The organism is Chitinimonas taiwanensis DSM 18899, assembly GCF_900119825.1.
Taxonomy (GTDB): Bacteria; Pseudomonadota; Gammaproteobacteria; order Burkholderiales; family Chitinimonadaceae; genus Chitinimonas; species Chitinimonas taiwanensis.
The window spans coordinates 181,399-193,241 of record NZ_FPKR01000002.1 but is presented as its reverse complement, the minus strand read 5'-3'; the positions used below and the strand labels follow the sequence as shown (position 1 = coordinate 193,241).

Sequence of the window (11,843 nt, the reverse complement as noted above, 5' to 3'; positions counted from 1 at the left end):
TGTGCTTAGCTGATCGTGACTGCGGCGATGTCCTTCTGCACCACGGCCCGCTTGCTGGCGGCAATCGTGCTGCTGGGTGCTGCGCCGCCTACCAGCTTATTCAGTTGCTTGAATTCGCAGCTGAGCGCGCTCGGTGTCAGCGTGACCACCGCATAGCCTTGGGCATCGGTATTGGCCAGCTTGAGCCAGGGGTTGCTATTGAGGCCGGCCAAGGCCTGCGCCACCGGCAGTAACTGGCCGGTGAAGCTGCTGCTGGTTTCGAGGCCTGCGAGGACGGCCGTGGTGGTGGCATCCAGCTGAGCCTCGGGCACGCCCTTGGCAGCCAGCGCGCCGCGCAGCTGCACGCGCAGGCTGCTGGCCAGCGAGGCTGCCGTCACATTGCTGGGGCTAAGCGTATGGTCGAGCAGGTTCACATTCAGTTCGACCGTGCCAAGGCCGCTAACTGGCGCGCTGAGCGGGTAGTAGACCAGGGGGGCCAGGCTGCTCGACAGGCTGCCCACGGCATCTTTCAGATAGCTGAAGAAGGAGTCCGAGCTGACCCCGGCGGTGACCAGGTCCACCATCACCGGCGTGCCGCCACCGGCAGCGCTGTAATCGTCGTGCACGGTGCCGGCGTAGAAAGCATGGATATCGCCAGTCAGCGCGACCACATTCTTGATGTTATTGCTGGCCAGATGCGCCATCAGCGCCTTGCGCTCGGCATTGAAGCCGTCCCATTGGTCGGCATTGAGCAGGAACTGGGTGAAGAAGCCGCTCAGGCTGGATTTCATGCTGGCCGGGATAAAGGCCGAGTTCTGCTGCTTGCTGGCAATATCGGCCTTGATGGCGGCAAACACGGCGCTGGGGCCGCTTTGCCCGGTCAGCAACTCGGCAATGCGCAGTGCGCCGGCCTGTTGCTGCTGGCTACTGTTGGCGCCAGCGGTGGCTGCGGTTTTGACGGCATCGAAGGCGCTGACTGCCAGCCCCGCCTGCTGTGCACTCAGGCCTGCGCCGATTGCAGCCGTGAGCTTGGCATTCGTGTCGCCAGCTCCGGCATCACTGAGGCCGATCGCCCCGGCGCCATTCGCCGCGACGGTATTGCTGGCGCCGGCCGCCACGGCGGCCACCACGGCCGCCGCCAGTGGTTGGCTATTGCTCAGTGCACTGGCGGCAGTGGCGATATTGCCGGCCAGGGTGGGAATGAAGTTCAGTGCCACCAGGGTGGCAATCGCCTGCGTGCCATCGATGCCCATGCGCAGCAGCGAGACTTCATTGCCCCACAGCTTCCAAGTGGCGGTGGACTGCTTGAGCGTGGATTGCCACCACTCGCGCTGTGTCTTGCCCAGGATGGACACCAGGGCCAGCGGATCGCCCTTGGCCTGACCCGCCGCCATTTTTTGTGCTTCCACGCCGGCGAGCATATTGCTCGGCACCATATAGCGGCTGCCTATGCTGCCCAAGGCAAGCCCGGTAGCCGGGTTGGCGCTGGCTTCCGGAATCAGGTGATCGCTGCGGTACAGGCGTTCGTCCGTCATCACCAGATGGGCGAGCTTGCCGAACTGCAGCTCGCGGTAGATGCGGATGTCGTGAATGCCCTCGGCATCCTTGCCGCTGTAGTAGATATCGGCCGGCATGTACTCATACCAGGCCTGGTTGGCACTGCGCCGGCGGGCAGGCTGGCGATCATTGTCGCTTGCGCTGCCATTGGTATAGGTCTGCGCATCGCCCCAGCAGTCATCGCTGAACTCATGGTCGTCCCAGACCGCGATAAAGGGGAAGCGCTCGTGCACGGCCTGCAGGCGTGCATCGCTGCGGTACTGCTTGTACAGATAGCGGTAGTCGGCCAGCGTGCTCGCGTACTTGGCGCCGCTGCTGCCGTTCTTGAAGGTGCCGTTGGGCAGCACCAGCTGGGTATGCAGGTTTTCCACCGCGCCGGTCTGGAAGGCTTCGCCCACCGTCTCATAGATGTAATCGCCGAGGTGCACGATGAAATCGAGCTGCTCATTGGCGGCGATATGGGCATACGCGCCCCAGTGATTGATGCTCCAGTCCTGGCAGCTAAGGAAGGCGAACTTCAGCTCGGCTACATCGGCATTGCGTGCCGGGGCGGTCTTGAAGCGGCCGACCTTGGAGCGCATGTCGCCCGCGATGAACTGGTAGAAATAGGTCTTACCGGCTTCGAGGCCGCTGACCTTGTGGCGCACTGTGTGGTCGAACTCGGCGCGCACCGGCAGCTGGGTATCCAGTACCAGGCTGCCGCTCAGCGCGGCATTGCTGCCCAGCTTGCTGGCGTGGTCAGCGCTGCTGATCTGCAGGCGGATGCTGAAATCGGCTTGGCTGCTGCTGGCCACCGGGTCGGCATTGGCCGGCACCACGCGCGTCCACAGCATGATGCCGTCTGGGCGCGGGTCGCCCGAGGCCAGGCTTTGCGGGAACTGCCAGCCATTGCCGCTGGCGGCCGGTGGCAAGGCAGCCACCGGTGCATTGCTCTCGTCGCTGCCGCAGCCAAATAGGCCGAGGCCGGCAACCGAGAAGGTGACAAAACTGCCTGCTTTCAAAAACTGTCTTCTATCCATCCGTACGCTCCCTTGATTGTTGTCAGCCCTGCGGCGGGGTATGCCGGTCAAGCGCATGCTTGGGCTGTGGATAAATGTAGTCTAAGCGGCATGCATGTCATCGATATTTCAGGCCGAAATGGCGATTCACTTGTTTAGACAAGGTTTTTGCCCGCTTACCAGCCTTTTGTAGGGAAATGCTTATGTCATTTATCCTTGTGGCGCTTGGTGAATAGCGCCGCAAGCCGCTTCCAGCAAGGCGTGGCGCGGATGCGACAGCTTGGTTTACTGCATTGCGGTACTCCCTATTTCGCATGGTTAAATTCGAACTTTCTAATGTTTGATAGCCCGTTTTACCGGTGATCCCGGGGTGTAAGCGGGTGGTTCAAGCGCTCAGGGGCGCCCGGTGCCGATGCGTGCCGGGCTGGAGGGAGAATCACCATGTTCGCTCGTCTCACCGTCGTGCAGCGAATTGCTGCCGGCTTCTTCGTGGTTACTGCGCTCTTGCTGGCGGTGGGGCTGACCGGTCTGTTCGGTCAGGCCAGCATGAATGCCAGCCTGGCCAATGTCAGCGACGCCACCCAGCTGCGCGGCCACAGTCAGTCGGTGCTGGTGGCGCTGCTGGAAACCGGCCGCCTGGCCGATACCTACCATGGCAATCAGGACGAGGCCGAGCTCAGCGCCATCGAGGCGCGCTATGCCGACACGGCCAAGCGCATCGCTGACTTGCGCGGTGAGCTGCAGGGTCTGGGCGCCAATGACGAGGCGCTCAAGTCGGCAGCACAACGCTTTGGCGCCGATATCGCGGCGGTGCAGACGGCGGCCGATGCGCTGTTCAGCTCGCACAAGCGTTTTGCCGGCCAGCAGCCGCAGCTCAAAACGGCGCGCGCTACGCTGGAAGACAGCGCCGACGAGCTGGATGGGCTGATTGCCGATGCGATGGATGCCGGCCAGGGCAATAAGGCGGTGCTCAGCAAGCTGCGCCGCGATGTCAAACAGGCGGTGATCCTGGCCAGCGAGGCGCTTCAGCAGCGCAAGCTCGAATCGGCTCGCATCGCCGCCAAGGATGTGCTGCCGCTGGCCGAGGCGATCCGCGCCGGGCTGGCCGCCAGCGAGTCGGCCAAGGGTCTGGACGAGGTGCGCGACCTGCTCACCGACTACCTGAGCGTGCTGGAGGGCAATGGCGCTTTGCTGGGCCTGTATGTGCAGTCGCTCGAGCAGGATGCCGAGTCGCTGAAGGCGCTGGCCGAGCTCAACCAGCGCATCGACAGCACGCGCCAGCAGCTGGATGCGATTGCCAAGCTGGCTAGCGAGCGGGTGAATGCCGCCACCGCCGGCGCCGCGACCCGCAGCAGCGTGGCCATGACCGCCATCGTGCTGATGAGCTTGCTGGCGCTGGCGATTGCGATTGCCACCGCCATCTGGGTGACCAATAGCATCCGCCGCCCGCTGGCGGGTGTAGTCGCCCAGCTGCGCAGCCTGGCGGCCGGCGATATGAGCCGCACGGTGGCCATACATAGCCAGGATGAATTCGGTGACCTGGCCCGCTCGACCAATGAGCTGACCGAGCGCCTGCGCGTGATGTTGGTGGATATCGCCGGCGACGCGGTGCGTCTGGCCGAGGCCAGCGAGCAGAGTGCCACCATTACCGCCCAGACCAGCGCCGGCATCGAACACCAGAAGCGCCAGACCGACGAGATGGTGCGCGAGATGGCCGCCATGAGCGATAGCGTGCGTGCCGTCTCGGAAGGTGCAGAGCGCACCCTGAACGAGATCCGCGCCGCGCGCGCCATGGCCGAACGTGGCCAGGACGTGGTCAGCGCCAATCTGCAGACCATCTCCCAGCTGGCCGGTCATATCGAATCGACCTCGGAAGTGGTGGCGCGCCTGGATGCCTATAGCAAGGACATCGGCCGCATCCTGACCGTAATCGGCGAGATTGCCGAGCAGACCAATCTGCTAGCCCTGAATGCCGCGATTGAAGCGGCGCGCGCCGGTGAGCAGGGGCGTGGTTTTGCCGTGGTGGCCGACGAGGTCCGTACGCTGGCCAGCCGCACGCGCCAGTCCACCGGCGAGATCCAGTCGGTGATCACCCGCCTGCAGGCCGGCGTGAAGGACGCGGTGGGCGCCATGTCGCAGAGCCGCAGCGGCACCGCGGCCAGCGTCGACCAGGCTACCGAGGCTGGCAAGACCTTGAATGCCATCCTGGCCAGCATGCGTCAGGTGGACGGCATGAGCGGCGAGATCGCCAGCGCGGCCGAGCGCCAGAACACCACTACCCGTCAGCTGCACCAGGGCGTGCTCGGCATCAGCGAGATTGCCGAGCAGACCGCCGTGGGTGCCACCCAGACCGCCGCCTCGAGCCGCGAGCTATCGCAACTGGCCGAGCGCCTGCAGCGCCAGGTCGCCCAATTCCAGGTCTGAGCGCCGCGCGCCGACCGCATTCCCCCGCCAACACATCTGGAGCCTCATCATGCAAAACCGTCTTCTGTTCAGCCTGCTCTCCGTCTGCCTGCTCGGCTTGGCCCAGGCCGACGATGATTTCGACCGCGCGGTCAGCAGCGTCTGCGAATACACCAAGGCCAATGACCGCGCCGGCCTGCGCCGCAAGCTCGATGACTCGGGCATCGAACTGCGTCGCACCTATGAAGATATCCGCTGCGGCAACGACAGCCTGCTGCGCGTGGCCGCTGGCAATGGTGCGGTGGACGCCGCCACCATCATCATCACCAAGGCCGGCAAGCGCGCGCTGACCGAGCCGGAGAAGGACGGCTTGACCAGCGTGCAATGGGCTCAGAAGAAGCACGATGCGGGTGATGCCGCCACCAAGGGCAAGATCAAGCCGGTGCTCGAGCTGATGCAGTCCAAGCTCTAAGCCCATCAGGTTGTGCCAAATGAAAAGCCACCCGCGGGGTGGCTTTTTATCGCTGCGGCGGGGGCGTGTTCTCGCCTCAAGCCAGATCGCTCGTGTACTGAATCACCTTATCGGCCAAGGGCAGGTCGCTCAGTGTTATTGGTACTGTCGCGCCGAACAGGCCATGCAGGGCTGCGCATATCGGTGCTTGCTGGGTGGCCTGCGCGGCCGGCAGACCTAGGCGCAGGCTGCGGTCGGCGCACTGGTGCAGCGTGTACTGCGGCAGGGCAAAGCGGGCCAGGCAGTGGCTGACATCGACATTATTGATCCACTGCCCGCTGGCGGTCTGAAAGCGCACAGGTGGGCGGCCGAGCAGCCCGCATAGTAATGGGCCGTCGGCCGTCATGCGCAGCGCGGCAAAGTCGCCAGTGCGGTAGCGCAGCAGCGGCAGATAGGGGTTGAAGCCACCCGTCAGGGTGATTTCACCGCGCTCGCCTTCCGGCACGGGGTGGCCGGTCGGATCGAGAATTTCCACAAACAAGCGTGGCTGCAGCAGCAGATGGCCGTCCAGCTCCGGCGCGTACGCCGCAATCGGCCCGCATTCATTCATCGAATACAGATCGAGCACTGGGCAGGCGAAGCGCGCACTCAGCGCCGCGCGCAAGCCTGCGCTCATCGCCATCGAGGTAGACAGCAGCGCGCGTGGCCTGTGTTGCAGCGGCAGTTCGGCCAGTGCGCTGAGCGAGATTGGGTCGCCGGTGATCAGCTCGGGCGCCATCGCGTCCAGATAAGCGACGCGGTCCTCGGGAGCCTGCCAGTCGTTCGGGTGCAGATTGATCTTGGCCAACCCCGCGTCGTCGAGCAGCGGGTTGAAGGACACATAGGTAAAACAGCGCGCCTGAAAGCCGGCCAGCACCACGCTGACGTCGCCACGCCCGGCGCGTAGCGCGATGCCAAAACGCGCCAGCGCACGGCGGTGGAAGGCCAGATAGCTGGCCGACACGCGCGGATGCGAGGGCAGTTTGAGCGGGTGGCCGGTGGTGCCGCTGGTCGAGTATTCGATCAGGCGGTTCAGCGGCAGATCGTCCGGCACAAAGCGGGTGATATCGCGACTGAGGTCAGCGCGCGACAGCGTGGGCAGGTTGTGCCAATCGTCAGGCGGCGCACCGCGCTGGCGGTAGGCCGGCACGCGCCGATACACGTCGGGCAGGAAGTCGGCCAGCCAGGTCGGCCGCCCCTGCGCGGGCCAGCCTATGCTCGCGGCCATCACCTCGCGGGTGAAGTGGCGTAGCCAGAGCAGATCGTCGGCCTCCAGGCGATGACCGCTGCGGTTGCGGTAGCGTGGTGCGGCCGGGTGTTCGAGCAGCTGGCGCAGCATGTGGCGCCCACTATCGCCGATGCCGGGGAACAGGCTTTCATCCGGGCGTACGCTGTCGCGATGCATGGTCTTATTCGCGCGTGTATTTGTCGGCTGCCTCGGCGGCAGCCTTCTGGATCAGCGCCTCGCGGATTTCCCGCGCGCGTTTTTCCGTCTCCCTGGCGGCCGCCAGGATGCGACGCCGCTCGGTGCTGCTCAGTGCCTGCAGCCTGTCCTGTGCCTGCGCCTCGCTTTCCCCGGCCGGGCGCAGGCCGAGTGCGGCCAAGGTAATGCGCAGCAGTTCTTCGCGCCGCTCCGGGTCGTGCAGGTATTTGTCCGCCGCATACTCGGCTGCCATCTGCGCCAGGGTGTCGGCCAGCAAGGGCAGCACGGTCGTCTTGTTCAGCTGCGCCTGCAGCTCGGGCGCGGCCAGCAGCCAGCAGGTCATTGCGACCAGATTCAGCCAGTTGGCATCGCCGGCCTTGCTGGTTTGAAACGGCGAGAGCTCGGCCAGGGTGCAGGGCGTGGCTAGTTCGCGGCACAGGTCGAACACCAGCGCGTCCACATGCAGCGCACCACGCTCGCCAATGCGCGGTGCATCGCAGAAGTCGCGCGGGGTATTGGCCAGCCGGCCCAGCAATAGCTCAAGCAGTGGGCCTTCAGTCGTGCTCATCGGGCAGGCTCCATTCTGGTGGGATCCATTGGGGTGGGCGGAATCAAGCCGTGGCGATGGCGGCGGCTGAAGTCCTGCGCAAAGCTCAGCAGGGCGGCCCAGTCCGCAATCGCATGCAGCGCCCAGCCCTGGGTCTGCACGGCTTTATCGATGGTCTGCAGTGCCTTGGCCACATAGCCAAAGCGCTGCTCGGGCAGATTGAGCGCCAGCGTGCCGCCCGCACCCGCTCTGGCCAGGGCGCGCGCGGCAATGTCCCAGCCCTCGTTGCCCTGCTCATCCTGTGCGAATAGGGTGTCGATGCCCTCGTCCGAGATCATCAAGAGATGGGTTGGGCGCGCGCGGCCCTGCGGGTCGGCGTAGGTGTCGCGCAGGCAATGGATGGGGAAGGCGGTGGCGCCACCGAAGAAATCAGTCAGCACGGCCAGGATGGCCTGGGTGTCGCGGACAAAGCCCGCCGTGCGGCGTACCTCGTCCTTGCCGCTCCATAAGGTGACCTGCACGCTGGCGCCGGCGCGCAAGGCGGACAGCGCAATGATGGCGCCGGCCAGGGTGAGCCAGGACATCTGCTGGCGCGGGTCGGGCATCGAGCCCGAGCTGTCCACATAGATATCGAGATCGATGGGCACTAGCGTGGGCAATTCGGACGGCTGCTCACCATAGTCGCGCTTAACCGTACTCAGCCCCGGCACGATGGTCGGCGATTGCAGCACGCTCTGCAGCCAGTCCAGCTCATCGAGCGGATCGGCGCATTCCCAGCGGTTCAGCCCCTCGGGCAGCGGCTCGCTCGCGGCAGGCATGTGCTGGCGCGGGTAGGGCAGCAGATGGGGCAGTGCGCGCTCATGGTAGTAGCGGATGGCGATCTCGTGCGCATCGAGCACCACGCCGGCCGCGCGCAGGATTTCCCCATATTCGAAGGGCTCGCGCATCTGGCCGCCCGACAGCTGGGTGGGCTGCGATTCGGCGCTGCCCAGTCCGTCGCCATCTAGCTCCTGCGCATCGTCCGTATCCGGCGCGTCTTCGCCGGTGATCAGCGGGTCCTCGGCGGGATGGATGGTCCCACTGATTTCGCCTGGCTCGACCACGCCCAGACCGGCGCCCGTGCAGTCGCGCCCGGCCGATTCGGTGTCGTGCAGCAAACGGGTCAGCGCGGCTTGCTGGACATCTTCCTGCAGCAGATAGGGCAGCATCAGCGCGGCAAAGCGACCGGCACCTTCCAGCCAGTCGCGCGCATACACGCGCAGCAGGCGCGCACCCAGCCAGGCATCGGTTTCGCCGCGCGCATCCAGCGTTTGCCTGCACAGGCTGCCGGCTTCCAGCTGCCAGAGCTGCTCGTAGATGCGCATATACAGCGCCCAGACACCCGCCGGCGAGCGGCCGGCATCTTTCTTGGCTGCGGTATCGGCCAGCTTGCGGTAGATATCGGCCAGGCGTAGCGCGGACTGGCGCTGCAAGCGGTCGTTGATCAGCAGATCGGTGTACAGATTGGCCAGCAGCGGCGCGTGCTGGGTCAGCGTGGGCAGGGCCTGGCGCATGCGCGCCAACAGGCGTAGATGGTCGGTGGCATTGGCCGGCGCCAGCACATGGTGGCCAATCTCATGCGCAAGCACTTCCAGCGCATAGTCATCCAGGCCCAGGCGCGCAATGGTGGCCAGATCGATGACCACGCGCTGGTCGGCGAAGCGGATCATGGCAAAGCTGCCATTCAGGCCCTCGGCGCGCGCGGCCTGCACGCTGCTGCACAGCAGGGCCGGCTGCAGGCGCGTGTAGCGGCTCCAGATTGCCAGCGCCTCGGGCCAGGCGGCCTGCCAGCGTTCGAGCAGGGCGCTGTCGTGTACGCTGCTCATGCCAGCGCGACCAAATGCAGATAGTGCGAGTAGGGTGAGCAGAGCAAGGCGCTCTGCGCGCCGCACACGATCTGCAGGCCCTCGGCCGGCAAGGGCAGCGCGCAGCTGGCCTCGCCATACACGAGTCGCCCGTTACGCACGGTGAGTTCGTCGGTACCGGGGCTGCCCGCGGCGTATTCCTCCGCCGAGCCCGCATGCAGCGCCACGCCGAAGGCGTCGGCACACAGATAGCTGTAGCGTCCGGCGCTATGCAGCACAAAGCCTTCACCATGCACGCGCGCCGTGGGCGGCGCGGCAAACGGTCCGGCAAAGCCGCTGAAACCACCGCAGACCTGAGTTAGGCGCAGGCCGGTACGGTCGGGCTGGGCGGGGTCGAACCAGGGGTCGGCCTGCAGGCGCTGCAAGGCGTTCGGCCAGTGCTGCGCGGCTGGTAGCTGAAAAGCGGCAGCGCCCAGCTCGGCCGGCAGGCCGGCCAGTACATTCAAGGCGCTGGCGCGAAAATGCGCGGCGCCACAGCGCCAGGCCAGCACCTGTCCCAGCGCGCGCAGGCTGGCGGTATCCGGGCAGTGCGCGGCCAGGCGGCGCAGGTCGGCCAGCCATTGCGCGGGGCGGGCGCCGGCTTGGGCGTGCAGATACAGCAAGCCATTGAACAGCATGCCCAGCGTCGCGCGCGGCTCGGCCAGCAACTGTGGCAGACAGGCCGGCAGCAGCTCATCCCAGAGCACCTGCACCAGCGGCAGGCTGTGCTTGCCGCGTAGCTGCAGGGTCAGGGCAGCTTCAAAGGCGGCCAGGGTCACGGTATTCAGCCGCGTGGCATCCTGTTGTGCCACTTGGCTGGCCAGCCGATCGAGCGGGCCCTGGATAAAGGTTTGCAGGAGGCTGGTGTCAAAGCCCGGCTGGGCGCGGCAGGCTTCGGCCACGCGCGCATTGAACTGGCTGCGGCCGCTCTGCAGCACCTGGACCAGCGCGGGGGAGAGGGCCGCGCCGCTCATGCCTGTGCCCTGAGCCAGTGCAGATAGTTGGTGTAGCGCTGGTGCAGATATTTGAGCTTGAGCAGGTCATCGTAGAGATGGCCATACAGCTTGCGCCCCTTGACCCGCTCGCCAATCAGCCGCTCGATCTGAGCGAGGCGGGTGCGCGTATCGCGCTCGCTCAGCCCGTCCAGGCCCTGGGCGAAGTCGGCTTCCAGCTCGGCGAGCGGGTCGTCCCGATCGAGGTTCAACCGCTCGTACTCGGCGCAGGCTTGGTCGAACAGATGGCGCAACCAGCTGATGCGGTCGGCGCGGAAGGGGATGTTCTCCGGCAGGCTGAAGAAGGGCGCATCGAGATCAGGCTGCAGCTTGTCGTGCAGCACGAAGGGCAGGGTCTGGCGCAGATCCTCCAGCTCCACCTCGCCATTGCCGCGGAAATAGGCGAGCGCCTTCGCATACAGCAGCAGGGTCATCAGATTGCGCACCGACAGACCATTCAGGGTCTGGCAGCCCAGGTCCTTCAGCCTGTCGCGCCCATTGTCGGCGGCGGTCAGTGCATGCCATTCCACGCCAGCCAAGCGCGCAGTGTCCTTGGTCAGGTATTCAAACTGCGCACCGGCGGTTTCGAACAGCTCGAACTGGCTGGTGAAGAACTCGATGCGCCGGCGTAACTCGCGCGGCACCTGGATCGCGCGGATTTCTTCCTCCATGCGATCCACTTCCTGCTCGGTGAAGATGATCTCTGCGGGCACGAATTCCTCGGGGCGGATGTTTTCCTCGATGCGCAGCAGCAATTCGTCCAGAAAGCGCGGATTGAAGGCCAGCGCCTGCACCACCACATCGATGCGGTCACGCAGCGCCTCGACCACCGCATAGGTGCCTCCGCCCCGGTCGTCGTTGGCGGTCAGATACCAGGCCGAATCGGGGCACTCGAACACATGGTTGAGCACCTCGGCATAGTTGTCGCCCATCAGGGTCAGCAGCGCGCTCTGGGTGCGGGTGGGAATGCGGTTGTACTCGTCGATGATCTTGACCCGCATGCCCAGCCAGCTGCGCCAGGCAATACGGATATCGTCCATATTCTGTGCGGCGACGAGGTCGGCCGGCAGCGGGTTGCCCAGCAGGTCGGCGATGGTCATCTGCGGGTGGCCGTGTTGCATGGCGCGGCGCACTTCCTTGAGCGGATAGCCGGCCAGCACCCCCATCAGAATCGCGCTGGCCGTCTTGCCGCGCCCCGGCCCGCCCACGAACAGGCATTTGCGCCGCGTGGCAAAGGTCAACAGCGGCAGCAGCACAAAGCTTGAATAGCTCTGTGCCGAGGGCAGGGTCAACAGGCGCTTGCTATCGCCCACCTGGTAACGCTGGGTCGGGCCATCGTGGTATTCGATATCGTAATGCGGGCTGATGATGGCGCTATTGACGATCCAGAAATAGGCCTGGCGCAGCTTCTCGTCCAGCGCGCGGTTGGGCGCCGTCGCGCTGTCGCCGCTTTGTAGCGGCCCGGCATACAAGTCCGCCACATCAAACTGGCGCGGCTTGAGCACTGGCTTGGGGTTGGTGGGCGATTTGGACAGGCGCTGGAAGAAGCTCAGGGGCGACATGGCTGTTTC

8 protein-coding genes are annotated in these 11,843 nt (G+C 65.5%); 2 read left to right on the top strand and 6 right to left on the bottom strand.

Translation table 11 applies throughout. The annotated features are described in order from the left end of the window. Positions 1 to 5: 5 nt before the first annotated feature. On the bottom strand, positions 6 to 2,537 hold the full coding sequence (locus BT173_RS02855; protein ID WP_308417549.1) for an alkaline phosphatase D family protein: 2,532 nt from the start codon (positions 2,535 to 2,537) through the stop codon (positions 6 to 8). 438 nt (positions 2,538 to 2,975) lie between these two features. Between BT173_RS02855 and BT173_RS19575 the strand changes: the two genes are divergently transcribed. Both BT173_RS19575 and BT173_RS02845 read left to right on the top strand, forming a co-directional pair. Continuing rightward, positions 2,976 to 4,958, top strand: coding sequence for a methyl-accepting chemotaxis protein (locus BT173_RS19575; RefSeq protein ID WP_072427112.1), 1,983 nt, complete (start codon positions 2,976 to 2,978; stop codon positions 4,956 to 4,958). Between the two features lie 49 nt (positions 4,959 to 5,007). After that, positions 5,008 to 5,409, top strand: a complete 402-nt coding sequence (locus BT173_RS02845; RefSeq protein WP_072427111.1) for a DUF3718 domain-containing protein — start codon at positions 5,008 to 5,010, stop codon at positions 5,407 to 5,409. A 76-nt stretch (positions 5,410 to 5,485) separates the two neighbouring features. On the opposite strand, the gene BT173_RS02840 is transcribed toward BT173_RS02845, so the two are convergent. From BT173_RS02840 to BT173_RS02820, 5 genes are read right to left on the bottom strand one after another with little or no spacing between them, the layout of a single operon-like run. Further along, positions 5,486 to 6,832: an AMP-binding protein gene (locus tag BT173_RS02840; protein WP_072427110.1), complete on the bottom strand. Its 1,347-nt coding sequence runs from the start codon at positions 6,830 to 6,832 to the stop codon at positions 5,486 to 5,488. A 4-nt stretch (positions 6,833 to 6,836) separates the two neighbouring features. Beyond that, complete coding sequence (locus BT173_RS02835; RefSeq protein ID WP_072427109.1) at positions 6,837 to 7,418, bottom strand: hypothetical protein; 582 nt, start codon at positions 7,416 to 7,418, stop codon at positions 6,837 to 6,839. Further along, positions 7,415 to 9,262, bottom strand: coding sequence for a vWA domain-containing protein (locus BT173_RS02830; protein ID WP_072427108.1), 1,848 nt, complete (start codon positions 9,260 to 9,262; stop codon positions 7,415 to 7,417). Before BT173_RS02830 ends, BT173_RS02835 begins: the two co-directional genes overlap by 4 nt. After that, positions 9,259 to 10,254: a hypothetical protein gene (locus BT173_RS02825; RefSeq protein ID WP_072427107.1), complete on the bottom strand. Its 996-nt coding sequence runs from the start codon at positions 10,252 to 10,254 to the stop codon at positions 9,259 to 9,261. Before BT173_RS02825 ends, BT173_RS02830 begins: the two co-directional genes overlap by 4 nt. Then, positions 10,251 to 11,834, bottom strand: a complete 1,584-nt coding sequence (locus tag BT173_RS02820) for a MoxR family ATPase (RefSeq protein WP_072427106.1) — start codon at positions 11,832 to 11,834, stop codon at positions 10,251 to 10,253. The genes BT173_RS02825 and BT173_RS02820 overlap by 4 nt, the downstream gene beginning before the upstream one ends. Between the last annotated feature and the right edge of the window lie 9 nt (positions 11,835 to 11,843).

Coding starts and splice junctions, on each gene's coding strand:
- BT173_RS19575 (WP_072427112.1), top strand. CDS start 2,976: ATGTTCGCTCGTCTCACCGTCGTGCAGCGAATTGCTGCCGGCTTCTTC.
- BT173_RS02845 (WP_072427111.1), top strand. CDS start 5,008: ATGCAAAACCGTCTTCTGTTCAGCCTGCTCTCCGTCTGCCTGCTCGGC.
- BT173_RS02840 (WP_072427110.1), bottom strand. CDS start 6,832: ATGCATCGCGACAGCGTACGCCCGGATGAAAGCCTGTTCCCCGGCATC.
- BT173_RS02835 (WP_072427109.1), bottom strand. CDS start 7,418: ATGAGCACGACTGAAGGCCCACTGCTTGAGCTATTGCTGGGCCGGCTG.
- BT173_RS02830 (WP_072427108.1), bottom strand. CDS start 9,262: ATGAGCAGCGTACACGACAGCGCCCTGCTCGAACGCTGGCAGGCCGCC.
- BT173_RS02825 (WP_072427107.1), bottom strand. CDS start 10,254: ATGAGCGGCGCGGCCCTCTCCCCCGCGCTGGTCCAGGTGCTGCAGAGC.
- BT173_RS02820 (WP_072427106.1), bottom strand. CDS start 11,834: ATGTCGCCCCTGAGCTTCTTCCAGCGCCTGTCCAAATCGCCCACCAAC.